Below are 25,333 nucleotides of genomic sequence, written 5' to 3' on the forward strand. Positions count from 1 at the left end.
CCGCCAAGGCCCGAATTCGCCACGGCGCCCCAAGCTTGAAGGAACGTGTTGTGGGACAATACGTTGCAGCCAATTCGCGCCGGGGGGCGCCGGGGGGATTTCAGCGCGTGGTGAAGACGACTCGGACGATGGAACCGGATGGGGTGCTCGGCGCCATCGCCGGTCTGCGCCCCATGTCCTGGTGGCGGAGCGCCTTGGTCGGGCTGGGCTGCGCCGTCGCCGTCCTGACGCTGCGGGCCGCTGCGTCGGGGCTCTACGGCGAGATCACCGGCTTCATGATCCTGCTGCCCGGGGTCATCGTCGCCGCCCTGGCCGCGGGCCGGATCGGCGGCGTCGTCGCCACGGCTGCGGCCCTGCTCGGCGGCTGGATGGTCACCGGGACAGACGCGGTCGGCGCCGGCATCGACACGCCCCTGGGTCGGGTGGCGACCGTCAACTTCATCATCGTCGGCCTGTTCTGCACCTTCGTCGCGGCCTCGCTGCGCAAGACGCTCGCCGATCTGAATCACTCCCTCGCCGAGCTGTCACGCGCCGGCGCCGGCGTGCGGGCGGCCGAGGAGACGCTTCAGGAGCGCGAGTCCCTGCTGCAGGCGATGTTCGACCAGGCCTCGGCCGGCATCGCGCGGGTCGGGCTGGACGGGCGGATCGTCAGCAGCAACGCCCGCCTGGCGGAAATCCTCGGCCTGCCGCTCGACAAGCTGACGGGCCTCCGGACGGTCGACGTCACCCATCCGGACGATGTCGAGCAGACCCATCAGGCGCTGCGGACGAGCCCGTCCGGCTCCGGCGGCGGACAGCTGGAGAAGCGCTATGTGCGGCCCGACGGCTCTATCGTCTGGGCCCTGACCAGCCTGCGCCCGCTGACGGCGCCGTCGGGCGAGGTGGTGGGCCACATCGCCGTCATCGTCGACATCAGCGCCGCCAAGGCCGCCGAGGCGGCCCTGCGCGAGAGCGAGGCGCGCTTCCGCCTCATGGCCGACACCGCCCCCTCCCCGGTCTGGATGACCAACGCCGACGCTGAGGTCGAATTCGTCAATGAGGCCCTGATCGACTTCTACGGCCGTCCGCTGGAGGAAATCCTCGGCGACGTATGGCGCCAGAGCATCCATCCGGACGAGCAGGCCATGGTCCGCGCCGTCATGGAGTCGGCCCGACCCGACCGGCGGCCCTACGGCTTCGAGGCCCGCTTCAGCCGCGCCGACGGCGCGTGGCGCTGGATGCGGGTGGCGGTCAATCCGCGGTTCAACGCCGACGGCGTCTTCCTGGGCTATGTCGGCATGTCCTTCGACATCACCGAAACGCGGCGCGCCATCGACGCCCTTGCGACCCAGGAGCGGCGTCAATCGTTCCTCCTGAGCCTGACCGACCGGCTACGCGACCTGAGCACGGCCGACGACATCATGATCGAGGTCGAGCGGTCCCTGGGGTCCGAACTGGCGGCCGGCCGGGTGGGCTATGGCGAGGTCGACCAGGAACGCGGCCTGGTGTCGATGAGCCGCGACTGGACCGCCGGGGTGATCAGCGCCCAGGGCCGGTTCAGCCTGCGCGATCTTGGAGCGGACCTGATCGCGGACCTGGCCGAGGGCCGACTGATCCAGATCCCCGACGTCGAACAGGACCCGCGCACCCGTGACGCCCTGGACGTGTTCCAGCGGCTGGGGACCCGCGCCCTGATGCGGGCCCCGGTGATCAGATCGGGACAGCTGCGCGCCTTCCTGTACGCCCACAATCCGATGGTGCGGACCTGGACCGACGCGGAAATGGAGCTGCTGCAGGAGGTCGCGAGCCGCACCTGGACCGAGATCGAGCGGGCCCGAGCCGAGGGCGCGGTGCGCGAGAGCGAGGAGCGCTTCCGAGCCATCGCCGACACGGCGCCAGTGCTGATCTGGGTAACCGGCCAGGACCGGGTGCGCGAGTTCGTCAACCAAGCCTATGTAGCCTTCAATGGCGGAACCTACGAAGAGGCGCGCCTGGCCGATTGGCGGGCGATCATCCACGCCGACGATCACGAGCGGATCATCCGGGAATCCCTGGCCGGCGAAGCGACGGGCGAACCCTTCTCGATGGAGGCCCGCTACCTGCGCCACGACGGATCCTATCGCTGGCTCAAATCCTTCTCGCGTCCGCGGCTGGGCGGCGACGGCGAGGTGCTGGGCTTCGTCGGCGTGGCCTTCGACGTCACCGACATTCGCGAGAGCCAGGCGCGGCTCGAGGAATCCGAGACCCGCTTCCGCACCGTGGCCGACAGCGCGCCGGTGCAGATCTGGATGACCGACGAGGCCGGCGACCTGGCCTTCGCCAACCGGCAGTACAAGGCCTTCTTCAACCTGGCCGACGAGGGGATGGGGGGCAGCGCCCGCGCCACGGTCGCGCGCCATAGGTTGGAGACATTCCACGAAGCCTTCGTCGCCGCCGTCGCCCGGCGCGACCGCTACGAGGGGGTGATGGAGCTGGACCACCCGATCCTCGGGCCGCGCTGGCTGCGCTGCGAGGGCATCCCGCGTTTCGACGGGGCCGGGCGCTTCCAGGGCTATGTCGGGGCCAATATCGACGTCACCGAAGCCAAGCGGGCCGAGGACGGACTGAAGCAGATCAACGAACTGCTCGAGGAACGGGTCGGCGACGCCCTGGCGGAGAAGGCCAAGGCCGAGGCCGACCTGATGCACGCCCAGCGCATGGAGGCGGTCGGCCGCCTGACCGGCGGGGTGGCGCACGACTTCAACAACCTGCTGACCGTGGTCATCGGCGCGCTCGACATGATGCTGAAGTCGCCGGACAACGCCGCACGCCAGAAGAAGCTGGGCGAGGCGGCCCTGTCGGCGGCGCGGCGCGGCGAGCGGCTGACGCATCAGTTGCTGGCCTTCTCGCGCCGGCAGGCGCTGCGGCCCGAGAGCACCGACGTCAACGCCCTGATCCGCGAGAGCGAGCCCCTGCTCCGCCGCGCCCTGGGCGAGGCCATCGAGTTCGAGCTGAAGCTGCGCCGCGGCGGGGCGCGGGTCAGCGTCGACCCAGCCCAGTTCGAGGCCGCCCTGCTGAACCTGGTGGTCAACGCCCGCGACGCCTTGGGCGACCACGGGCGGGTGTCGGTGCAGACGCGGGTCTGCTCGGTCGCCGCGGGGGAGGTTCCGGAGCTGCCGCCCGGCCAGTATGTGCGGATCAGCGTCACCGACGACGGCTCGGGCATGAGCCCGGAGGTGATCGCGCGGGTGTTCGAGCCCTTCTACACCACCAAGCCGGTCGGCAAGGGCACCGGCCTGGGCCTGAGCCAGGTCTATGGCTTCGCGCGTCAGAGCGGCGGCGGCGTGCAGGCGCGCTCGAAGCCGGGCGCGGGCACGGAGATCCGGGTCTTCCTGCCGCCGCTTCTCACCCACGAGCTGCCGGAGGCGGCGGCCTCGAGCGCCGCGCCACGTCCGATGGCGGCCGGACGTCGCCTGCTGCTGGTCGAGGACGACCCGAGCGTGGCGGCGGTGGCGCGCGAGCTGCTGGAAGGTCTGGGGCTGGAGGTGCGATCGGCGGACAGCGGGCCGCACGCCCTGGAGATCCTGCGGGCGGAGCGGTTCGACCTGATGCTGACGGACGTGGTCATGCCCGGCGGCATGACGGGCATCGAGTTGGCGCACGAATGCGCGCGCCTATGGCCAGACATGCGCATCGCCCTGACCTCGGGCTATGCCGGCGAGGACGTGGACGCAGCCCTTGCGGACGCGCCGTGGCCCTTCGTGCGCAAGCCCTATTCGGGCGAGCAGCTGGCGGAGGTCTTGGGCGATCTCCCCGCCGGGGAGACCGCCGAAAGCGATTAGCGCTGGCGAGCCTTGCGGGCGGCGTAGCGCGCGTCGCGTGCAGCCTTCTGCTCTTCCTTGGTCAGCGCCTTGCGCTCCTTGCGGGCGGCGCGCTTGGCGGCCTCGACCTCGTCCTGGGCGGCCTGTTCGGCGGCCATGCGGGCGGCTTCCTTGTCGGCCTTTTCGCGGCGCTGCTCGGCCTTGGCCAGCTCGTGCTGCTGACGCAGGGCTTCCTTTTCCGCGGCGCGCTTCTCGGCGAGCTTTTCAAACTCGGGGTCGGGGGCCGCCGCCTTGGGCTTGAACTTCGCGAGCAGGGCCTTCTTGGCCTCCTGCTGGGCGGACAGGCGATCGTTGAAGCCGGTTTGTTTCAGATCTCTCATGCGAGGAGTCGTCGATATCCTTGTTGTTTATCGGATGCGCAGAAGGCGCGGGCGAGGAGAGCTCAGCCAGCGCCGGGTCGGCTAACCCCATATGGGGACGAAAAGCAAGATTTGCAGGGCGGAGAACCGTCTCCGCCCTGCATGTAGGTCCCGAAGTGTGTCAGTTCGGCTTCTGGGCCTGTCCCACAGCGGCGCCGGCCGCGCCGCCCACCGCAGCGCCAACCGGCCCGCCGACGACGGCCCCGGCGACGGCCCCGGTGGCGGCCTTCTGTTCGATGGTGGTCCCGCAGGCGGCCAAGCTGACGGCTGCGGCGGTGATCGCGAGTACGAGGACGGTGCGTTTCATGTTTCTTCTCCCTGGCGAGGTCCAGCCCTAACGTAGCTATACCCGCCCCGGTTCCGAGCCGTGCGTCAAGTTGCTGCGCCGCCATGTCGAAACGCGAACACAATAGATTTGGCCACGATCAATCATCGGATACGGCCAAGGCTCTCGGAGCCAATCTTCCGATGGTGGTTGAATACGGTATTGGGCAAATGACCTATCGCATAATGCAGCCACGCTTTCATTCTATAGTTCGCGTTACTAACACTCCCTGACAGAATGTTGCGGGTTAATGAAACCTTGCGAATCGACCACATTGCCGCCATAAACGACTGGCTTAAGGCCGCGTCCTGACTACCGGTGTCGAACATCGGTCGTCGGACACCGCGACGGGTTGGCGATCTTCTTGCATCGCCCCGTAGCGAGACTACCCGGGGGCGGCGCTGCGCCCTGCTGAACAGGTTCGAGCCTTTGTCGATTCCCTCGCGTGCGCGTGCGATGTCTCCTGCCGACCTGAGGGCCAAGATCCGGCCCGGGACGGCGGCGGCGGCGTTTGGCGCGCTGGTGGGACTGGCGATCGGCGGGGCTTACCTGGGCGGGACGGCGGCGAAGGCCACGACTGTGCGGGCCCAGGCCGAGCGCATCGACGGCGCGACAGCGGCAGGATTCACTGAGGAAGCGCTGGCGGCGGCGGCAGGCGGGCTCGACGAGAGTGCCCTGGCCATCGCCCGGCGCCATGACCCCTATACCGTCGCCGGCGGCGCCCAGCGCGACCGTCAGGCCGAACTGATGACCGCCCGCTTGGAGCAGCTGCGCGTGCAACAGGCGCAGAGCGGCCTGCGTCGCGTCAGCCTGACCGACGGCGCGGCCCGCCCGTTCCACCTCGGCGGCGCCCTCGACGCCTCGCGCGATCTCGATTGCCTGACCCAGGCCGCCTATTACGAAGCCCGCGGCGAAGGTCGCGACGGCATGCGGGCGGTGACCCAGGTGGTGCTGAACCGCGTCCGCCACCCGGCCTTCCCCAAGACCGTCTGCGGCGTCGTCTTCCAGGGAGCGGGCCGCAAGACCGGTTGCCAGTTCAGCTTCACCTGTGACGGCTCGATGCGCGGCCCGGTCAATCGCGCCGCGTGGAACCGTGCGCGCGACGTCGCCTCCGCGGCTCTGTCGGGCAGCGTCTTCAGCGGCGTGGGCAACGCCACGCACTTCCACACCACCGGCGTTTCGCCGCAATGGCGCAGTTCGCTGATCCGCGTCAGCCAGGTCGGCGACCACCTGTTCTATCGCTTCGGCGGGCGTTCAGGCTCCGGCGCGGCCTTCAGCTACGCCGCCCGTCCGTCGACCGACGCCGACGGCCCGCGCGTGATCCAGGCCAGCCTGGATCCAACGGCCACGGTCCGTGAGGCCGGAGCCATCGCCTACAATCTGCTTGTGGCCCAGGAACGCGGCGAGACACCCGCGCCGACCGAGGCCGCTCCGGCGGTCGTGGTCAGCGCGCCGGCGCCGACGGAGCCGTCCGCGCCGACGGCCCAGCCGACCACCGGGGCCGCGCCGACCGCCTGATCAGGCGTCCCGGTGGCCTTTCGACGAACGATAGCGGTCGTCGTGGCTATGTTTCAGATCGCGTTCGCCGCCGCCGCCCGAAACCTTGCTGTTGCGCGGATTGGTCGGGCCGCCGTCGCGGGGATCCTCGAACGCCGGCGGCTCCTGCTTGGCGTTCTGATGGCTTGAGCCAGGACCACCCCAGCGCTTCTCGTCGACGGGTTCGGGGGTATGGGGGTTGTTGTCGGCCATGATCAGCGGTCCTGCACCTTCCACTGGGTGGTCAGGTTCTGGCGCAGGTTGCCGAACCGGCCCTGTGTGTCGAGGTTGACGTCGGCGTCGCCGGGCTGCCCCGATTGAGCGCCGGTGGCGAGGTCGCGACGATCGGCGGCCATGGCCTGGTCGAGACTGCGGGCGCCCTTGTCGCCGAAGCTGCGCTGTTCCTTGGGAATGCGGGGGGCATGGGTCATCTGGGTCTCCTTCTGGGTGAGGAAAACCACTGGACAGGGTCGACGTTCCGTAGCGCCGTTCGCCGGCTCAGGCCGGCAGGGCGTCCAGGCCGATGTCCAACTGCGGCGCCGAATGCGTCAGCGCGCCGACGGAGATGACGTCCACGCCCGTCTCGGCGATGGCCCGGACCGTCTCCAGACTGACCCCGCCCGAGGCCTCGAGCGTGACCCGGCCGGCGGTGCGGGCGACGGCCTCACGCAAGTCGGCCAGGGGGAAATTGTCGAGCATGATGACGTCCGGGCGCTCGGCCAGGGCCTCGTCCAGCTGATCCAGGCCGTCGACCTCGACCTCGACCTTCATCAGGTGGCCGACGGCGGCGCGGGCGCGGCGGACAGCCTCCCCCACCCCGCCGCAAACGGCGACGTGATTGTCCTTGATCAGGATGGCGTCATCCAGACCGAAGCGATGGTTCGCCCCGCCGCCGCAGTGGACGGCGTGCTTCTCCAGCGCGCGCAGGCCCGGGGTGGTCTTGCGGGTGTCGGCGATGCGCGCCTGGGTCCCGGCGACGGCGTCGACGTAGGCTCGGGTCAGGGTGGCGACGCCGCACAGCCGGCCAAGCAGGTTCAGCGCCGTGCGCTCGGCGGCCAGGAACGCCCGCGCGTCGGCCTCGGCCTCGGCCAGAACGGCGCCGGCCTCGAAGGCGTCGCCGTCCTTCAGCTTGAGGTCGACCGTCGCGCCCGGGTCCAGGGCCAGCAGGCTGAGGCGGACACAGGCGATGCCGGCCAGCACGCCCGGCTTGCGGGCGACGAAGGCGGCGCGCATGCGGGCGCCCACGGGAATGCAGGCCTGGGCGGTGACGTCGCCGGCGCGGCCGAGGTCTTCGGCCAGCGAGAGGCGGACGACCGGCTCGACGAGCAGGTCGGGAAGCTGACGGATCATTCGGCTCATCCGGTGGCGGCGAGGGGCGCGGGCGCGCCCAGCCGGGTGTGGCGGGCGACGGCGTCGCGCTCCGGGAAATCGCGGCGATAGTGGCCGCCGCGGCTCTCGCGCCGGGCCAGGGCGGCCTCGGCGATCAGGCGGGCGGCGACGAGCGGCAGGGCGCCGGGGGCGTCGCGCTCGAGGGCCGCGATCAGATCGAGCGCCCGCCCCAGGCCGGCGGCGTCGCGGACCACGCCGACATGGTCGCTCATGGCCGCGCGCAGGGCCGCCAGTTGCATCGGCGACAGGTCCGGCTGGTCGGCAGGCGACAGGATTGGTCCGGAGGCGGCGGTCTCCCCGGCGGCGGCGCGGCCGGTGCGGCGGCCGAAGGCGGCGGCCTCGAGCAGGGAGTTGGAGGCCAGGCGGTTGGCCCCGTGCACGCCCGTTGCGGCGCATTCGCCGACCGCGAACAGGCCCGGCAGGCTGGTGCGGCCGTCCGGCCCGGCGGCGATCCCGCCCATGTGGTAGTGCGCCGCCGCAGCGACGGGGATCGGGCTTTCGCGAGGGTCCAGACCGGCGCGCATGCAGGCGGCGAATACGGCGGGGAATTCTTCCGGGAAGCGCTCGCCCACAGCGGCGCGGGCGTCGAGGAAGGCGCCGCGGCCGTCGGCGCGGGCGGCGTGGACAGCGCGGGCGACCACGTCGCGCGGCTGCAGGTCGGCGTCGGCGGCCTCGCCGAGCAGGAAGCGCTCTTCCCCGTCGATAAGGCGGGCGCCCTCGCCGCGCAGGGCCTCGGTGGCCAGCGGCATGGGATCGAGGCCGACGTCGATGGCGGTCGGGTGGAACTGGACGAACTCGGGGTCGAGGATTTCGGCGCCGGCCTCGAAGGCGGCGGCCATGCCTTCGCCGAGCAGGGCGGACGGCGTGGTGGTGCGGGCGTAAAGCCCCCCGGCGCCGCCGGTGGCCAGGACCACGGCCGAGGCCAGCACCTCGATCCGTCGACCGGCGCGCTCGATCACTGCGCCCCGCACCCGCCCGGAGCCGTCGCGGATCAGGCCCCGCAGGCGGCCGTCTTCCCAGACCTCGACCTGGGGCGAGGCGCGGACGGCGGCGACCAGGGCGGACAGGATGGCGCGGCCGGCGCCGTCGCCGCCGACGCGGGCGACACGGGCGCGGGAGTGGGCGGCCTCCAGGCTGACCGCGAAGCCGCCGCCGGCCTCGCGGTCGAAGGGCGCGCCGAGCCCGGCCAGCCATTCCACGGTCTCGCGCCCATCGGCGGTGAGGCTGCGCGCCGCCTCGGTCTCGACCAGGCCCGCCCCGGCCGCGGCGGTGTCGGCGGCGTGCAGTGCGGCGTCATCGCCCGGCGCTACGGCGGCGGCGATGCCGCCTTGGGCCCAGGCGGACGAACAGGCTTCAAGCAGGGGAGCGGGGGTGACCAGCAGCACCTTGCGCGGACCGGCCTCGAGCGCCGCCGACAGGCCTGCAAGCCCGCCGCCGATGATCAAGGGCCCGTCATGCGCGACGCGTGTCACTGACCGAATCCGAAGTAGCGGCCGCCGAGGTAGAGGGCGTCGGCCAGATCGTTGCTGATCGGAATCAGGGCGGTCAGGGCGACGCCCGCGCAGGCGGCGGCGGTGAGCAGGAACAGGCCGACGCTCTTGGCCGACTCGCCGCCGGTCAGCGGACGACCCTCGGGACGCCAGGCGCCGCGGCGCAGGTGGCCGTACAGCGCGAGCGCGAGGAAGGCCGCGAAGAGGTAGCTGCCGTTGATCAGGCCCCAGGCCACGACCACCACGCCGATCAGGACCATGGCCGCCTTCTCCACCATCGGATGGATGCGGGCGAGCACGGGCCCCAGCGCCTTGGAGCCGTCCAAAGGCGGGGCCGGGGCCAGGTTCACCAGGTTGATGATGGCGATGGCGAAAATGCCCTCCAGCCAGAGCGGATGGCCCTGGATGGCGAAGCCGGCGAGGAAGGGGATGGCGGCCAGCAGGCCGAAGGCGGGTCCGGCAAGGGAGACCAGCACTCCGTGCCATTCGCTGTCCGGCAGACGCTGGCTGCGCGCCACGCCGCCGAGGAAGGGGATGATGTAGATGCGCGCCGGGCCCATGCCGAGGCGGTTCATCGCCAGCACATGGCCGTACTCATGGACCAGCAAGCCCCAGATGGCGGCGACGGCGATGACCCAGCTCTGGGTGAACACCCAGATCATGCCGCCGAGCAGGAGGGTCGAAACAACCGCCCAGACAGGGTTCTGGCCCTTGTCGAGGGGCGGTTCGGCCGCCTGCACTCTCACCGGGGCCGGGGCGGGCGCGGGCTTGTGCGAGGGCGCGACGGCGGCCTCATCGGGCTTACGATCCCAGGGACCAGGGGTGCGGGGCGTGTCGGAGTCGCTCATATCTTCGACGTGGCCTTTTCCGAGCGCAGCCACAAGGCCAGCAGGGCGAGAAGCCGCAGCGATTTCCGGTCCATGTGCGCCACGACGCGGACCGGGGCGACGTAATGCATCAGATCAGCTCCACCGCCACGTGGTGGCGGGCCTTGATGAGATCATAGCGGGCCGGGATCGCCGGCGGGGGCAGGTCGATCATGCGCTGAACCGCCAGACGGGCCCGCTCGGCCATGTCTTCCGGCACGGTGACCTCGAACTGCATGTTGAGCAGGCAGTCGCGGATATTCTCCAGCGTGATGCGCTTCATGTGCGGGCACAGGTTGCACGGGCCGATGAACTGGACGCCGGGGACATCGCCCGCGACGTTCGAGGCCATCGAGCATTCGGTGATCATCACCACCTGCTTGGGCTTCTTCGCCTCGACGAAGTCGATCATGGCCGCGGTCGAGCCGGCGAAGTCCGAGGCCGCCAGCACGTCCTCGGGGCATTCCGGGTGGGCCAGGATCTCGGCGCCCGGATAGGCGGCGCGCATGTCGGCGATGTCGGCAGCGGTGAAGCGCTCGTGCACCTCGCAGCGGCCCTTCCAAGCGATGATGCCGACCGTGGTCTGGGCGGCGACGTTGCGGGCCAGGTATTCGTCGGGGATCAGGATGACGCGGTCGACGCCCCATTCCTTCGCCGCCCACTCCACCACCTGAACGGCGTTGGCGCTGGTGCAGCAGATGTCGGTCTCGGCCTTCACGTCGGCCGTGGTGTTCACATAGGTGACCACCGGCAGGCCCGGGTAGCGCTGCTTGATCAGCCGCACGTCGGCGCCGGTGATCGAGGCGGCCAGCGAGCAGCCGGCGCGCAGGTCGGGGATCAGCACGGTCTTCTCGGGCGACAGGATCTTCGAAGTCTCGGCCATGAAGTGCACGCCCGCCTGGACGATCACCTTGGCCTTCGACTTCGCCGCTTCCTTGGCCAGGCCGAGGCTGTCGCCGACGTAGTCGCCGACGCCGTGGAAGATCTCGGGCGTCATGTAGTTGTGCGCCAGGATCACCGCGTCGCGCTCTCGCTTCAGCTGGTTGATCTCGTGGATCAGCGCGGCCTGGGTCGGCCACTCCATCGGCGTGACGTGGTCGCGGACCTTGGCCCAGACGGAGGCGGTCTCCCGCTCCAGTTCCTTGGTCAGTCCGAACGCGCCATCAGCCATTTCAACCCCCTTTTGCTCGAAATGAGCAAATCAGAGACCCGAAGAACGGCGGCCGGAAAGTCCTCCGCCGCCGACTTATGCTCAGTTTCAGCATAAGCAGGGACAATCTAGGCCGATTGCCGAGGAAAGCAAGAGGGGGAGGAAGGTTCTAGGGGTTAGGTTCTAGGGGGTAGGCGCGCGCACGCGCCGTGCAAATGCTTCCCTAGAACCTAGAACCTGGAACCTACCCCCTCGCCTCATGCGCCAGCAGCCAGCGCTTGCGCTCCAGGCCTCCGGCATAGCCCGTGAGCGTGCCGTTCGCGCCGATGACGCGGTGGCAGGGGACGATGACGGCGATGGGGTTCTGGCCGTTGGCGAGCCCCGCCGCCCGCACGGCCTTGGGCGAGCCGATCGCGGCGGCCAACTGGCCGTAGCTGCGGGTTTCGCCGGCCGGGATGGCGCGCAGGGCGGCCCAGACGGACTTCTGGAAGGCGGTGCCGCCGGTCTTGACGGTCAGGCCGTCGAGGGCCCGGACGTCGCCGGCGAAATAGGCCTCGACCGCTCGGCGAAGCGCCTCGGGCGCCCGGCCTTCGACCAGCGCCGCGCCGGGTGCGTGGCGGGCGAGCAGGCGCGTCATCCGCGCCTCGTAGCCGGCGAAGTCCAGGGCGCGCACGGCCCCCTCCCCGTCCGTGACCAGCAGCACCTCGCCGACCGGCGTAGAGACGCGGTCGAGGGTCAGGGTCTCAGGCTGCCCGTTTGGCATCGGTCTTCTCCATTAGATCGGCCGCCGACAGGCCCGCCTTGGCCAGATGCAGGGCGCCGTAGGCGCGCCAGGGCCGCCAGGCCTCGGCGCGCGTGGTCAGGGTGTCGTCTTCCAGTCGGTCGCTCGGCGTCTCGACGCCGTCGTCGACCCAGGCGCCGGGCAGGCGCAGGCCCGGCCGGGTCTCGACCACCGACGCCAGGACCGGGTCTGCGGACAGGTCCCGGGCGATGGCGTCAGGGTCGGCGGACAGGTCGAACACCCGCCGCACCCGCGCCAGCACGCCCGGCAGCGACTTGAGGTCATTGGCTTCGACCGTGACCGCGACGCGGCCGGCCTCGGCCGCCTCGACCGCGACCGAGCCCTCGGCCCCGTCGATTGCCGGATCCAGGACGCGCGACCAGCGGCGCCCCTCGACGGCGTCGCCGCGGGCGGCCAGGGCGGCGAGCATCGCCTCCCAGTCGTAGGGCGGGCGATATGGCAGGCTGAGGCTGACGCCGCCCTGGTGCTCGCGTTCGCCGCGGCGACGCAGGGCCGAGGGCGGACGGCCGTACAGCGCCTGGAAGGTCTCGTTGAAGCGTCGCACGCTGCCGAAGCCGGAGCCGAGGGCCACCTGGGCCATGGGCAGGTCGGTCTGGTGGATCAGGGCCTTGGCCAGCAGCACGCGACGGGTCTGGGCCACGCTGACCGGCGCGGCGCCGAGGTGCTGGCGGAACAGACGGCGCAGGTGGCGCTCGCCGACGCCGAGGCGTCCGGCCAGGCCGTCGACGTCGCCCTCGTCCAACGCGCCGGCCTCGATCAGGGCCAGGGCCCGGCTGACGGTGTTTGACGTCCCGCGCCAGGCGCCCATGTCCGGCGCGGTCTCGGGGCGGCAGCGCAGGCAGGCCCTGAAGCCCGCCTCTTCGGCGGCGGCGGCCGTGGGCACGAAGATCATGTTCTCGCGCTTGGGCGTGCGGGCCGGGCAGACCGGGCGGCAATAGATGCCCGTGGTCTTGACGCAGCCGAAGAAGCGGCCGTCGAAGCGCGCATCCCGCGTCAGCACCGCGCGGTAGCAGGCCTCCTGGTCGAGCTCGAGGGCGTTTTCCATGCCCCCCAAGATGGGGGAACGTCCCGCCGAAGTCTCGCGGTTTTCGGACATCGCCGTGACCGTCAGACCGCGCGCGGGTCCACCGGCAGGCCGGCCGCCTGCCTCGCCTTCATGGTGCGAAGCCAGCCGTGCAGGGCCTCGCAGTCCAGGCCGTGCATCATCAGCCGATAGCCCGACTGCAGCGTCGACAGGGCGATCATCGGGTGGCCGTTCTTGATGAAGTTCAGGTGGTAGTCCGTGCCCAGGATGCGGGCGATGTAGATGGCCACCGTCTCGTCCAGTTGCAGCGAATGTGACGCGCGGACGAAGTCGTTGCGGGGGAGCATCAGGGCGTAGAGGGGGGTGTAGAACTCGACCGCCGTCTGCACGTCGATCTTGTTCAGCGGGCCGCGCGGGAAGGGCTCGAAGGCCGGGAATTCGTCGGAGATCATCGAGAAGTCCAGCGTCTCGGCCGGCATGATCTCGCGGCCCTCGGCGCGCAGGCGCTGGTTCAGGTCGATGATGAAGTTGAAGACGTTCAGGTCATGCTGGAGGAAAAGATTGTCCTCGATGTCCTTCAGCTTCGTCGGGCGCAGCGGCCAGCTGGGAATGTCGCCTGCGCCGGCGTTGACCCGCATGAAGGCCAGCAGCTCGGTGCCGACGTGGAAGTGTCGCAGGATCAGGGTGTTGGTCTCGGGACTGCCGAAGAGGCGCAGCCCCCAGTGAATGGTCTTGTGCAGCAGGCCGTTGAGGTTGGGGAAGCGCGGCGAGATGGCGCGCAGCACCTTCACCACGCAGAACCACAGGATCACCAGCGGCCGCGACACCGGAAAGAGCCAGCGCCGCGACCACGAGCGGGCCCCGACCAGCAGGCAGCGCTTGGCCTCCGAATCGATCGGCAGACTCTGGTCGAGGTAGAGGGCCAGCCACGGATCCGGGTCCCGCGGATCGTGCGCCATGGTCGCGAAGGGATCGTGGACCGCGCTCAAGCGGCGATCTCCTCGATCTGCAGGGCATAGAGGCGGGCGGTGACCCGGGCGGTCATGACGATGCGCTCGGCGACGGGCGGGTCGGGCAGGACCATGGCCAGCATCTCGCGGAACTCCTCCATGTGCTCGACGTCGTTGTCGCCGTGATAGAGCAGGAATTTCAGCGCCTCATCGGGCAAGCCAAGTCGCTCCTTGACCTTCAGGCCCCAGGGCTTGGCCTTGATCGAACCCAGGCCCTCGATGATCCACATTGCGCCCAGCAGGCCGAACGGATCGGGCCTGGAGGCCTCATGGAACATCCAGGCCGACAGGGCCTCGGAGCCGACGTTCTTGGGGGCCGAGAGGATGTCCTCCAGCCGCCCGCCCGCGGCGACGTAGTCGGACTCCAGCAGGCGGAAGTCGCGGTGCTCGGTCACCGCGTGGCGCATCAGGGTCGAGCGCAGTTCGAGGTGGGCCTCGCCGATGTTCGAGGCCGCCCGGCTCATCCACAGCGACCCGTCCTTCACCTGCTGGCGCAGATTGACGAGGAAGGCGTGATAGTCCGCCAGCTCGAAACGGCCGCGGGTCAGCTTACGGATCAGCGGCGTGGCTTCGAGCCGCTGTTCGAAGTCGGCGAAGACCACCGCCAGCTTGCGCAGGGTGTCGGCGACCGCGTCGTCGACCATCGCACCGTCCGCCATCACACCACCTCCAGCATCATGAAGCCGATCATCGCCCGTCCGCTCTCGGGCACGATCAGCAGGACCTTGTCGCCACGCTTGGGCCGCCCGCTCTTCATGAAGGCCTCAAGCATGACCCAGATCGAGGCCGAGCCGATGTTGCCCGTGTCCGGCAGGGTGGTGAACCACTTCTCTTCCGGGATCATGGCGGCGGTGTTCCTGAGCAGGCCGACGATCTCCTCGCGCAGCGATCGCGCCGAGTAGTGGCACAGCAGGTGGTCGACTTCGTCGGGGACGATGCGCCCCTGGTCGACCTTCTCCAGCCAGACGCCGATCCAGGCGCGGATGACGATCTTGAGCAGTTCGAAATCCTGCAGCAGGGCCACGGCCCCGGCGGCGTGGGCGGCGGCCGGGCCGGCGTGGCTCCAGGCGCTGGCCATGTCGGCCCGGTCAGCCTTGGTCGAGCCGGCCCACATGCAGGGATCGAAGCGGCCCGCCAGGGACGTCAGGTCGATCCAGTCGATCTTCAGGGACAGGCCGTCGACGCGCGGACGCGGCTCCATGATCACCGCCCCCGCCCCGTCGGACAGGGTGAAGCGCAGGAAGTCGGCCTCGGTGGCCAACCGCCCTTTGGCGTCAACCAGGGCTGTGCCCTCGTAGAAGCCCGGACGGAACCAGCGCGAGGAGAACTCGCCGCCCGCGGCGGCCGCCACCTCGGCCTCGCCGGCGCGGACTTGCAGCCAGGCTCCCTTGGCGGCCATCAGGGCCGAGGCGCAGACCGACTGGTAGCTGGCGATCTCCATCGGCCCGGCGCCCAGCTCGGCCTGCACGGCGGCGGCGTGGCCGGGAACCAGGTAGTCGCCCTGGGTGGTCGCGGTGGCCAGATGGTCGAGATCGCCGACTCCCAGCCCCGCACTGTCCAGGGCCGCCGAGACCGCCCGGGCGGTCATGCCGGCGTTGGTGTCGGTGACCGTCCCGTCCGGCGCCATGGCGTAGTGGCGCGTCTCGATGCCGTTCCAGCGCAGGGCTCGACGGCCGACCACGGAGTCCCGGCCGCCGATGCGACCGATGTGGTCCTCCATGCGGTCGACCCCGACCGGATCCCCGGGGAGCCAGGCGCCCACGCCGGTGATGTACACGTCCCGCAGCGCGGGTTCGGAGGTGCTCATCGGCTGAGCTTGCCTGACAACCCTTGTCGGAAGAAGGGCGATGCGATGAACGCCGGTGTTCAGGCGATCTGGGGCCGGCGCTCGGGCTGCGCCAGGCGGAACAGATTGGTCAGCGCCTTGAAGACCATGCCGATCATCATGGCGACCAGCATCCAGGTGAAGATCACCGACAGCAGGCCGGCGACAGCCTCGAGGTCCCGGCCGACGGCGTTGAAGCGTTGCAGGCTCTCGAAATTGACCAGCGACCAGTCGCCGCCGACCCGGGCGGTTTCACCGTGCGCCGACAGGGTCAGCCAATGGCCCGCCTGGAAGAGGGTCCAGGCCAGCCAGAAGCCGACGCCGGCGATGACGATTTGGGCCGCGGCCCGCATGCGCACGGCGTAGGGCCGGGCGAGGCTGGCCAGGTCCACGGCCATCTGGGCGATCGCATAGAGCAGGATCGGGCCGTAAAGGACGGCCCAGATCGGCGCGCCGCTGACCACGGCGTCCTCGCCCCGCAGCTCGATATGCAGCAGACCCGGGAAGCGCAGGACACCCACCCACCACAGCACGAAGACGCCGACGGCCAGGAAGGAGAAGAGGTATTCGCCGCCGGGCCAATGCGGAGCCTTGGGCGCACGGGGCGCGGCCCAGGCGCTCTTGGCGCCCTGCGAGCTGGACATCGAAGCGCCCCAGGCGGCCGGATCGGACAGGCCGAAGGCGCCCAGGTCCTTGACCCGCCATTGGGTCAGGAATTTCGGCCGCACGCCGTAGTGTTCGAAGATGGCGGCGGTCAGGGTGGCGGCGCCGATCAGGGTCAGGGCCGAGCCGAAGAAGCCGTGGAAGGCCTGGGCGACCAGCTGGCCCCCCTCGGACGGTCCGCTGACCAGATTGATCAGCAGGACGACGCCCTGAATGGCCAGCATCAGCAGCAGGCCGGCCTTCACGCCGAACAGCCAGTAGGGGAACAGCTCCGGTCCAACGAGCGAGTCCGGTCCCTTGCGATAGCGGGCGGCGACGACCAGCGGATGGCCGATTTCGCGCAGGATGGCCTCCTTCTCGTCATCGGTCAGGGCGCGGCCGAGCTCGGACTCGCGGTCCTCGAAGCGGCTCAGAATGAGGTCGCGCAGCTCGGCGACGATGTCCTCGCGCTCGTTCACCGGCAACTGGGCGGCGACGGCGGTCAGGTAGCGATCGATCAGGTCCATCTCTTTTCCCCTAGAGAAGCTTGTCGAGCGAGGCCGAGATGCCTCGCCACTCGTCGGCCAGCGCCGACAGCATGGCTTCGCCTGCGGGCGACAGCCGGTAGAAACGCTTCTTGCGCTTGTCCTCTTCACGCCACTCGCTGCTCAGCAGCCCCTGCCCCTCCAGCCGGCGGAGCAGCGGGTAGAGGGTGCTTTCCTCCATCTCGAGCCCATCGCCGGCCAAGGCCTGACGCAGGGTGTAGCCGTACCGCTCCTCCCGCAGGCGGGCGAGGACGGCCAGCACCAGCGACCCGCGCCGAAGCTCGAGCCGCATCGATTCAAAAAGGTCGGCGTCGACGGTCATGAGAACCACGCAGCACATAGTGTGTGACATACAGTGTATGCGACATACTGTGCGAGGCTGTCAAGCGAACATCGTGAGGCGAGGGTTTGTGGCGAACGGGCCGCGGCCGAAAGCTTGCGGTTGTGGAGCCGCGATCTGCCGCTATCTGTTGAAGCAACAAGCCGTTAGAGTGGTGTCCCAGACGGCCCAGGGAACGACGCTTCGTGTTGAAACACCTCCTTCCGAGCAAACCCGGAACCGAACCGCTGGCCGAGGCCCTCAGGGCCTGTAAGTCCCATTTCCTGTGGGCGGCCGTGTTCTCGGCGCTGGTCAACCTGCTGTACCTGACCCCGACCATCTACATGATGCAGGTCTACGACCGCGTCGTGCCGACGGGGGGCCTGACCACCCTGGTGCTGGTCACCGCGGTCGCGGTCATGGCCCTGGCGGCGTTGGCCGGGCTCGACTGGCTGCGCGGCCGGATCATGCTGCGCGCCGGCCTGCGGCTGGACCGCCTGCTGTCGGGCAAGGTGCTGGCGCGGGTCGTCGACCTGCAGGCCAAGTCGCCGAACACCCAGGCCATGCGCGAGTTCGACAATGTGCGCGGCGCCATCAGCGGCCAGGGCATGCTGGCCCTGTTCGACGCCCCCTGGACCCCGATCTACCTGGCCTGCTGCTTCCTGCTGCACCCGGCGATCGGCGTGCTGACCCTGCTCGGCGGCATCATCCTGTTCACCCTCGCCTGGCTGAATGAGCGCGACACCCGTCCGCGCCTCGGCAAGGCGATGAACTCGCAGAACCAGGCCTACGCCTCGCAGGAGGCCGTCGCCGGCCAGGCCGAGGTCGTTCGCGCCCTCGGCATGCGCGCCTCGTCGATCGCCCGGCAGGTCGAGCAGCGCCGCCAGGCCACCGCGGCCCAGGCCGACGCCCAGCTGGCCGGCGGCCGCTACTCCGGCGCGATCAAATTCCTTCGCCTGGTCATGCAGTCCGGGGCCCTCGGCCTGGCCGCCCTGCTGGCCGTGAAGGGCGAGATATCCCAAGGCTCGATCATCGCCGCCTCGGTGCTGCTGAGCCGCTCGGTCGCCCCCATCGAGACCCTGGTCGGCGTCTGGCCGTCCCTGGTCCAGGGCGTGGCCAGCTGGAAGACCCTGACCGAACTGTTCGCCGGAACCGCCTCGGTCGAGAAAGAACGCACCACCCTGCCGGACCCGAAGGGCAAGCTGCAGGTCGAGGGCGTGTCTGTGAAATTCCCCGAGACCGAGAACCCCCAGCTGCGCGCCGTCAGCTTCGCCCTCAAGCCGGGCGAAACCCTGGGCATCGTCGGGGCCAGCGGCTCGGGCAAGACCACCCTGGCCCGCGTCATCGCCGGAGCGCTGAAGCCGCAGCAGGGCGCGGTCCGCCTGGACGGCGCGGAATACGAGTCCCGAGAGGGCGACGAGCTCGCCCGCTGGATCGGCTATCTGCCGCAGGTGCCGAGCCTGTTCGCCGGCTCGATCAAGGACAACATCTCCCGCTTCCAGTCGGCGGCGGGAACGGACCCAGAGACCGCCGATCTGGGCGCGGTCCAGGCGGCCCAGGCGGCCGGGGCCCACGAGCTGATCCTGCGCCTGCCGAACGGCTACGACACCATCCTGGGCCCGTTCGGCCAGGGCCTGTCAGCCGGCCAGGCGCAGCGCGTCGCCCTGGCGCGCGCCCTCTACAACAACCCGGTCCTGCTGGTGCTGGACGAACCCAATTCGAACCTCGACCAGGAAGGCGAAGCCGCTCTGATGCAGGCCATCCTCGGCGCCGCCGCGCGCGGCGCCGCCGTGGTCGTCATCGCCCACCGCGCCGGCGTGCTGGCCCGCGTCGACCGCCTGCTGATGATGCGCGACGGCATGGTTCAGCTGGAAGGCCCGCGCGAGGAAGTGCTGGAGAAGATGCGCGCCGCCACGCCGCCTGCCCGAGGACCAGGGGGCCCTGCTCCCGCCGGTGAAGCCCCTGCCGGGCACGCGCCGCAGGGCGGCCAGCCGCAGCAGGCCGGCGGCGTCCGCATGGCCAATCCGGCCGCCCAGCCGCAACGACGCGCCCAATGACCGAAGTCGCCGCCCCGCCCGCCAAGCCCGAGCCGGAAACCCAGCCGGAATCGTTCGGCCCGATGGCCCCGCCCGCCCCGCCGCCGGAGCCCCCGCCCCCGCCGTCTCTGGTCACCGACAATCCCCGCCGCGAGCTGATCGTCGGCGGCACCATCATCCTGCTGTTCTTCGGCCTCTTCCTCGGCTGGGCGGCCTTCGCTCCGCTCGACGCGGGCGCCTACGGCACCGGCCAGGTGGCGGTGTCCGGCAACCGACAGGCGGTGCAGCACCGCGAAGGCGGCGTCGTCAGCGCCCTGCACGTGGCCGAGGGCGACACCGTCCAGCGCGGCCAGATCCTGCTGACCCTGTCGAGCGGCGACCTGCGCGCCACCGAACGCGGCGTGTCCAGCCAGGTCTACGCCCTGATCGCCCAGCGCGCCCGTCTCACCGCCGAGCGGGACGGCCTGCGCGGCATCCCCCTGCCGGAAGACTTCAAGAACCTGCCCCCCGAGGACTCGCTCCTGGCTACCGAGTCCCTGCGCATCCAGCAGCTGCAGTTCGGCGCCCGCCGCACCGGCCGCTCGACCGAGACCGGCGTGCTGCAACAGCGCGTCGCCCAGCTGAACGAGCAGATCCTCGGCTATGAGCGCCAGATCGCGGCCAATGAAGAACAGCAGCGCCTGATCCAGGACGAACTGCTGGGCATGCGCAGCCTAGCCGAGCAGGGCTACGCCCCGCTCACCCGCGTGCGGGCCCTGGAGCGCAACGCCGCCCAGCTGGAAGGCGAACTCGGCTCGCTGCGCGCCCAGATCGCCCGCTCGCAGGAGGCCGTCGGCGAGACCCGACTGCAGATGTCGGGCGTGCGCACCAAGCTGGGCGAGGACGTCGCCGACCAGTTGCGCCAGATCGACGTGCAGCTGAACGAACTTCGCCCCCGCATGAGCGAACTGCGCTCGCAGATCGCGCGCAGCGAGGTCCGCTCCCCCGCGTCCGGCGAGGTGGTCGGCCTGACCATCTTCACCCAGGGCGGGGTGATCCAGCCCGGCCAGACGCTGATGGAGGTCGTCCCCAAGGACGCCTCGCAGGTCATCGTCGCCCAGATCAGTCCGACCGACGTCGACAACCTGCGCGTCGGTCAGCAGACCGAGATCCGCTTCCCGGGCCTGCGCGAGCGCAATCCGCCGACCATCCACGGCCGGGTGACGCGCATCTCGGCCGACAGCTTCACGGTCGAGGAGACCGGCGCGACCTACTTCCGCGCCGAGATCGTGGTGCCCGCCGAAGAGCTGACCAAGCTGGGCCGGTCGGCCGCGACCCTGCGCCCCGGCGCTCCGGTCGAGGTCATCATCCTGCTGCGCAAGCGCACGGCCCTAGCCTATCTGCTCGAGCCGCTGACCAACAACCTGTGGCGGTCGGGCAGCGAACAGTAGGCAGACGCCAGGTTCTAGGGGGCTAGGGGCTAGGGGCGCTCGCTCCGCGCCCAGCCTTCCCTAGAACCTGAAACCTAGCCCCTAGAATCTTCCTTCGCCCGCCGCCGGTACCGGTGCAGCAACGGCTCGGTGTAGCCGTTGGGCTGGGCCTCGCCCTCGAAGATCAGGGCGCGGGCCGCCTGGAAAGCGAGGCTGCCGGCCGGGTCGGACGCCATCGGACGGTAGAGAGGATCGCCGGCGTTCTGGGCGTCGACCTTGGCGGCCATGCTTAGGAGCGAAGCCTCGACTTGGGGCCGGGTGAGCACGCCGTGGCGCAGCCAGTTGGCGATGTGCTGGGACGAGATGCGCAGCGTCGCGCGGTCCTCCATCAGGCCGACGTCATGGATGTCCGGCACCTTGGAACAGCCGACGCCCTGATCGATCCAGCGCACGACGTAGCCGAGCAACCCTTGCGCATTGTTGTCGAGTTCGTCGGAGATCTCGTCGGCGCTCCAGTTGCGGCCGGTTGCAAGGGGCGCGGTCAGCAGGGCGTCGAGGCCCGGCGTGGGGCGGGCGGCGATCTCATCGCGCAGGGCGAAGACCTCGGTCTGGTGATAGTGGAGGGCGTGCAGGGTCGCCGCCGTCGGGCTGGGGACCCAGGCGGTGTTGGCCCCGGTCCTCGGATGCGCCGCCTTCTGCGCCAGCATCTCCGCCATGCGGTCCGGCGCGGCCCACATGCCCTTGCCGATCTGCGCCCGGCCAGACAGGCCGCACTGCAGGCCGATGGCGACGTTGCGCGCCTCATAGGCCGACAGCCAGGCGGCGGTCTTCATCTCGCCCTTGCGGACCACCGGCCCGGCCCGCATCGCCGTGTGGATCTCGTCACCGGTGCGGTCGAGGAAGCCGGTGTTGATGAACACCAGCCGCTGGGACACCGCACGGATGCAGGCCGCCAGATTGGCCGAGGTGCGACGCTCCTCGTCCATCACCCCGACCTTCAGGGTGTGGCGCTCCAGGCCGAGGATGGCCTCGACCCGGCTGAACAGGCCGTCGGTGAAGGCGACTTCATCGGGGCCGTGCATCTTGGGTTTGACGATGTAGATCGAGCCTTCGCGGCTGTTGCGGAACCGGCCGAGGCCACGCAGGTCGTGCATGCCGATGGCCGCGGTGACCAGGGCGTCGAGGACGCCCTCGAAGGCGTCCGAACCGTCTCCCAGGCGCACCGCGGGCGTGGTCATCAGGTGGCCGACGTTGCGCACGAACAGCAGCGACCGCCCCGGCAGGATCCCGCTGGAGCCGTCCGGCGCCGTGTACGGGAGATCCGTCGCCAGCGTGCGGGTCAGAGTCCGGCCGCCCTTGGCGAAGGTCTCCTCCAGGTCGCCGCGCATCAGGCCCAGCCAGTTGCGATAGGCCGCGACCTTGTCGGCGGCGTCGACGGCGGCGATGGAGTCCTCCAGGTCGACGATGGTCGACAGGGCCGCCTCGAGCACCACGTCGGCGATGCCCGCCGGGTCGGAGGCGCCGATCGGACTTGAACGGTCGAAGACGACCTGAATGTGCAGGCCGTTGTGGCGGAACAGGCGGCCGCGCTCGTTTTGGCCGACGTACTGGCCCGGATCGCGGATCGCGATGCCCCGCTCCGGTTCGGTCAACTCGGCCCACGATCCGTTTTCCAGCGGGACGGCCTCGTCCAGAAAGGCCTTGGCGCGGGCCACGACCCGGGCGCCGCGGGCGGCGTCGTAAGGACCGGGCGGCGGCAGGTCGCCGAGCGCGTCCGTGCCGTAGAGGGCGTCATACAGACTGCCCCAGCGCGCGTTGGCGGCGTTGAGCACGAAGCGCGCATTGAGCGCCGGCGCCACCAGTTGCGGCCCCGCCAGGGTCGCCACCTCGGCGTCGACGTTTCGCGTGCCGATGGCGAAGGGCTCGGGTTCGTCGACGAGGTAGCCGATCGACCGGAGGAACGCCTCGGTCGCTGCAGGGTCCTGGGTCTGCCCGACGCGGCTCGCATGCCAGTCGTCGATCCGGGCCTGCAGCCGGTCCCGCGTCGCCAGCAGGGCCCGGCACTCGACGGCGGTCTCCTCGAACAGCTTAGCCGCCTCGCTCCAGAACCGGTCGAGATCGATTTCCAAGCCGGGAAGCACCTCCTGTTCGAGGAAGTCTGCGAGGACCTGGTCGACCTGCAGTCCGGCGCGGGGCGTCATCGGCATGGGCGGCTCCGTGGGATGAGGCTGTAACATTCCGTGATGACGCCGGGGAAGTCGAGCGTCATTTCGCGGGTGCGAACAGGACTTGCGCGGATGGCGGCGGCGCGCACCATATGACGATGAAATCCCCTGCCTGGCTCAGCCTGCACTGGCCGCTCGCCGTCGTGGCCGCGACCGTCCTGTCGAGCCTGATCTGGCCGATCCACTACGGCTGGATGACCCGGCTGGCGCTGGGCTGGGACGTCGGCGTCGCCCTGTTCCTGATCGTCAGCTCGGTGCAGGTGTCGCGGACGCCGTCGACCGACCAGATCCGCACCCGCGCCGCCGCCCTGGACCAGGCGGGCCCGGCGGTTCTGCCGCTCGCCCTGCTGGCCGGCGCGACCAGCGTCGGCGTGGTCGTGGCCCAGGCGATCCAGCAGTCCGACAACCTGTCGGTGCTAGCCCTGGCCACGGTGGCCCTGTCCTGGCTGTTCGTGCACGTCATCTTCGCCTTCCACTACGCCCACGCCTTCTACAGCCGGGCAGCCGACGGGACGGACTGCGGCGGCCTGGAGTTCCCAGGCGAGCAGGAGCCGGACTACTGGGACTTCCTGCACTTCGCCCTGATCATCGGCGTGGCGTCTCAGACGGCGGATATCCAGATCGCCAGCCGGCGGATGCGGCGCACCGCGAGCGTGCACTGCCTGACCGCCTTCGTCTTCAATACCGTGGTCCTGGCCCTGGCGGTGAACACGGCGGTCGGTTTGCTCGGCTGAACGGCGGTCTCGGCAACAGCCGTGCCTTGACGACGCCGTATTCAAGGTCCATTTGCTGCTGCATCGCACCAATTGCGAACTCCGGCGTCTCCAGCGCGTGTGGGTCTTCCTCCCCGAAGATCTGTCTGTAGAAGCCGCCGGCCCATCAAGATTTCATTCGCTGCCCGGACACGCGGGGCGGCGCCCGATCCACCCCGACGGTCTCGGCTGAGACTTTATCGGGACTGGCGGTGCGCGGCCCTTTCGGCGTTGAGCCATGGCTGTTGCGCGTCGCCGCATGCGAAAGAAAAACGCTCCGTGAGCAACAAGACCTTCGAATCCTTCGGCCTTAACCCGGCCCTCCTTCAGGCCCTGTCGGCTGAAGGCTATACGACTCCGACCCCGATCCAGGCCCAGGCGATCCCTGACGTCATGGCCGGCAAGGACCTGCTGGGCATCGCCCAGACCGGCACCGGCAAGACGGCGGCCTTCGCCCTGCCGATCCTGCACCGCCTGGCCGCCAACCGCGTCGCCCCCCTGCCGCGCACCACGCGCTGCCTGGTCCTGTCGCCGACGCGCGAACTGGCGACCCAGATCGGCGAGAGCTTCAAGGCCTATGGCAAGCACCTGGGCTTCCGCGTCGCCGTCATCTTCGGCGGCGTGAAGTACGGCGGGCAGGAGCGCTCGCTGAACCAGGGCCTCGACATCCTGGTGGCCGCCCCCGGCCGCCTGCTGGACCACATCCAGCAGAAGAACCTTGACCTGTCGGCGACCGAGATCTTCGTCCTCGACGAGGCCGACCAGATGCTGGACCTCGGCTTCATCAAGCCGATCCGCCAGATCGTGTCGCGCATCCCGGCCAAGCGCCAGAACCTGTTCTTCTCGGCCACCATGCCGTCGGAGATCGGCAAGCTGGCCGGCGAGCTGCTAAAGGACCCGGTCAAGGTCCAGGTGACGCCGCAGTCGACCACCGTCGAGCGCATCAACCAGTCGGTCATCCACGTCGAGCAAGGCCGCAAGCGCGCCCTGCTGACCGAGATGTTCAGCGACCCCGAGTACACGCGCTGCCTGGTCTTCACCAAGACCAAGCACGGCGCCGACAAGGTTGCGGCCTATCTGGAAGCGGGCGGCGTCGAAGCCGGCGCCATCCACGGCAACAAGAGCCAGCCGCAGCGTGAACGCACCCTGGCCGCCTTCAAGGCCGGCAAGCTGCGCGTGCTGGTCGCCACCGACATCGCCGCCCGCGGCATCGACGTGGACGGCGTCTCGCACGTGGTGAACTTCGAACTGCCCTTCGTGCCGGAAGCCTATGTCCACCGCATCGGCCGGACGGCCCGCGCGGGCAAGGACGGCTCGGCCGTCAGCTTCGTCGCCGGCGACGAGATGAAGCTGCTCAAGGACATCGAGAAGGTCACCCGCCAGAAGATCCCTTCGGCCGACCGCCGCAACGACAAGTCGCTGGCCCTGCTGGACCAGTCGATCATGGCCTCGGGCGTCAAGTCCAAGGCGTCGATGCCGGATGACGGCCGCGGCGATCGCCAGCAGCAGCGCGGCCCGCGCAACCCGCGTCGCGAGGGCGTCCGCCCCGAGAGCGGCGGCCAGCCGCATCGCCAGCGCAAGGCCGGCGGCCAGCGCGACCGGACGCATCACGCCGAACGTCCGGCGGCGGCCTACAATCCGCTGGCCGGCGAACGGATCACCCCGAGCGCGCCCAAGACGACCGCCGAGGGCGAGATCAAGCGCCGTCCGCGTCGCCGCCGCCCGTCGAACGGCGGCAAGGGCTACGTCGCCAAGGCCTGAGACCTAAGGCCACACGGCTAAACGGAACG

22 protein-coding genes are annotated in these 25,333 nt (G+C 70.2%); 6 read left to right on the forward strand and 16 right to left on the reverse strand.

From position 1 onward, the window contains the following. The first annotated feature begins 107 nt into the window (after window positions 1-107). The gene (locus tag ASC65_RS08780; protein WP_235561450.1) at window positions 108-3,800 is read left to right on the forward strand and encodes a PAS domain S-box protein; all 3,693 of its coding nucleotides are present in this window, start codon (window positions 108-110) and stop codon (window positions 3,798-3,800) included. Here ASC65_RS08780 and ASC65_RS08785 read toward each other — a convergent pair. Further along, window positions 3,797-4,159, reverse strand: coding sequence for a DUF6481 family protein (locus tag ASC65_RS08785; RefSeq protein ID WP_056451735.1), 363 nt, complete (start codon window positions 4,157-4,159; stop codon window positions 3,797-3,799). The two genes, ASC65_RS08780 and ASC65_RS08785, sit on opposite strands and share 4 nt — an antisense overlap. 160 nt (window positions 4,160-4,319) lie before the next feature. Continuing rightward, window positions 4,320-4,505, reverse strand: a complete 186-nt coding sequence (locus ASC65_RS08790; protein WP_056451737.1) for a hypothetical protein — start codon at window positions 4,503-4,505, stop codon at window positions 4,320-4,322. A 474-nt stretch (window positions 4,506-4,979) separates the two neighbouring features. Here ASC65_RS08790 and ASC65_RS08795 point away from each other — a divergent pair, with 474 nt between their 5' ends. After that, a complete protein-coding gene (locus tag ASC65_RS08795) occupies window positions 4,980-6,041 on the forward strand; it encodes a cell wall hydrolase (RefSeq protein WP_056451739.1) in 1,062 nt (353 codons plus the stop codon). Here ASC65_RS08795 and ASC65_RS08800 read toward each other — a convergent pair whose 3' ends face one another. The 13 genes from ASC65_RS08800 to ASC65_RS08860 all read right to left on the reverse strand — a co-directional run bounded on the left by ASC65_RS08800 (window position 6,042) and on the right by ASC65_RS08860 (window position 17,124). Continuing rightward, window positions 6,042-6,272 (reverse strand): hypothetical protein, encoded by a 231-nt coding sequence (locus ASC65_RS08800; RefSeq protein WP_056451741.1) that lies wholly within the window; start codon window positions 6,270-6,272, stop codon window positions 6,042-6,044. A 2-nt stretch (window positions 6,273-6,274) separates the two neighbouring features. Further along, window positions 6,275-6,490: a hypothetical protein gene (locus ASC65_RS08805; protein ID WP_056452585.1), complete on the reverse strand. Its 216-nt coding sequence runs from the start codon at window positions 6,488-6,490 to the stop codon at window positions 6,275-6,277. 67 nt (window positions 6,491-6,557) lie between these two features. Continuing rightward, window positions 6,558-7,409, reverse strand: coding sequence for a carboxylating nicotinate-nucleotide diphosphorylase (nadC, locus tag ASC65_RS08810; RefSeq protein WP_056451743.1), 852 nt, complete (start codon window positions 7,407-7,409; stop codon window positions 6,558-6,560). Window positions 7,410-7,414: 5 nt separating this feature from the next. Beyond that, window positions 7,415-8,920, reverse strand: a complete 1,506-nt coding sequence (locus tag ASC65_RS08815; protein WP_056451745.1) for an L-aspartate oxidase — start codon at window positions 8,918-8,920, stop codon at window positions 7,415-7,417. After that, window positions 8,917-9,786, reverse strand: coding sequence for a metalloprotease (locus tag ASC65_RS17125; RefSeq protein WP_056451747.1), 870 nt, complete (start codon window positions 9,784-9,786; stop codon window positions 8,917-8,919). Before ASC65_RS17125 ends, ASC65_RS08815 begins: the two co-directional genes overlap by 4 nt. A gap of 109 nt (window positions 9,787-9,895) precedes the next feature. Beyond that, a complete protein-coding gene (gene nadA / locus ASC65_RS08825) occupies window positions 9,896-10,975 on the reverse strand; it encodes a quinolinate synthase NadA (protein ID WP_056451749.1) in 1,080 nt (359 codons plus the stop codon). A gap of 223 nt (window positions 10,976-11,198) precedes the next feature. Further along, complete coding sequence (locus tag ASC65_RS08830) at window positions 11,199-11,717, reverse strand: methylated-DNA--[protein]-cysteine S-methyltransferase (protein ID WP_056451751.1); 519 nt, start codon at window positions 11,715-11,717, stop codon at window positions 11,199-11,201. After that, window positions 11,698-12,801: a bifunctional transcriptional activator/DNA repair enzyme AdaA gene (locus tag ASC65_RS08835; protein ID WP_056451753.1), complete on the reverse strand. Its 1,104-nt coding sequence runs from the start codon at window positions 12,799-12,801 to the stop codon at window positions 11,698-11,700. The genes ASC65_RS08830 and ASC65_RS08835 overlap by 20 nt, the downstream gene beginning before the upstream one ends. A gap of 62 nt (window positions 12,802-12,863) precedes the next feature. After that, entirely contained in the window at window positions 12,864-13,769 is a 906-nt protein-coding gene (locus tag ASC65_RS08840) for a DUF6999 family protein (protein ID WP_235561451.1), read from the reverse strand. Further along, a complete protein-coding gene (locus ASC65_RS08845) occupies window positions 13,766-14,449 on the reverse strand; it encodes an iron-containing redox enzyme family protein (RefSeq protein ID WP_056451755.1) in 684 nt (227 codons plus the stop codon). The genes ASC65_RS08840 and ASC65_RS08845 overlap by 4 nt, the downstream gene beginning before the upstream one ends. Further along, entirely contained in the window at window positions 14,449-15,597 is a 1,149-nt protein-coding gene (locus tag ASC65_RS08850) for a StlD/DarB family beta-ketosynthase (protein ID WP_056451757.1), read from the reverse strand. Before ASC65_RS08850 ends, ASC65_RS08845 begins: the two co-directional genes overlap by 1 nt. A 59-nt stretch (window positions 15,598-15,656) precedes the next feature. Beyond that, window positions 15,657-16,784: an HAAS signaling domain-containing protein gene (locus ASC65_RS08855; protein WP_056451760.1), complete on the reverse strand. Its 1,128-nt coding sequence runs from the start codon at window positions 16,782-16,784 to the stop codon at window positions 15,657-15,659. A gap of 10 nt (window positions 16,785-16,794) precedes the next feature. Further along, on the reverse strand, window positions 16,795-17,124 hold the full coding sequence (locus tag ASC65_RS08860) for a PadR family transcriptional regulator (protein WP_156459623.1): 330 nt from the start codon (window positions 17,122-17,124) through the stop codon (window positions 16,795-16,797). Window positions 17,125-17,327: 203 nt separating this feature from the next. On the opposite strand from ASC65_RS08860, the gene ASC65_RS08865 reads away from it, so the two are divergent. Both ASC65_RS08865 and ASC65_RS08870 read left to right on the forward strand, forming a co-directional pair. Continuing rightward, window positions 17,328-19,178 carry a type I secretion system permease/ATPase gene (locus ASC65_RS08865; RefSeq protein ID WP_082525953.1) on the forward strand — a complete coding sequence of 617 codons (1,851 nt, stop codon included), beginning with the start codon at window positions 17,328-17,330 and terminating at the stop codon, window positions 19,176-19,178. Then, entirely contained in the window at window positions 19,175-20,587 is a 1,413-nt protein-coding gene (locus ASC65_RS08870; protein ID WP_235561452.1) for an HlyD family type I secretion periplasmic adaptor subunit, read from the forward strand. Before ASC65_RS08865 ends, ASC65_RS08870 begins: the two co-directional genes overlap by 4 nt. Window positions 20,588-20,661: 74 nt before the next feature. Here ASC65_RS08870 and ASC65_RS08875 read toward each other — a convergent pair whose 3' ends face one another. After that, window positions 20,662-22,773, reverse strand: coding sequence for a malate synthase G (locus ASC65_RS08875; protein WP_442854121.1), 2,112 nt, complete (start codon window positions 22,771-22,773; stop codon window positions 20,662-20,664). 116 nt (window positions 22,774-22,889) lie between these two features. Between ASC65_RS08875 and ASC65_RS08880 the strand changes: the two genes are divergently transcribed. Next, complete coding sequence (locus ASC65_RS08880; protein WP_056452595.1) at window positions 22,890-23,525, forward strand: DUF1345 domain-containing protein; 636 nt, start codon at window positions 22,890-22,892, stop codon at window positions 23,523-23,525. 297 nt (window positions 23,526-23,822) lie between these two features. Continuing rightward, entirely contained in the window at window positions 23,823-25,304 is a 1,482-nt protein-coding gene (locus ASC65_RS08885; RefSeq protein WP_056451764.1) for a DEAD/DEAH box helicase, read from the forward strand. The last annotated feature ends 29 nt before the right edge of the window (window positions 25,305-25,333 follow it).

The organism is Brevundimonas sp. Root1279 (assembly GCF_001425945.1).
Classification (GTDB): domain Bacteria; phylum Pseudomonadota; class Alphaproteobacteria; order Caulobacterales; family Caulobacteraceae; genus Brevundimonas.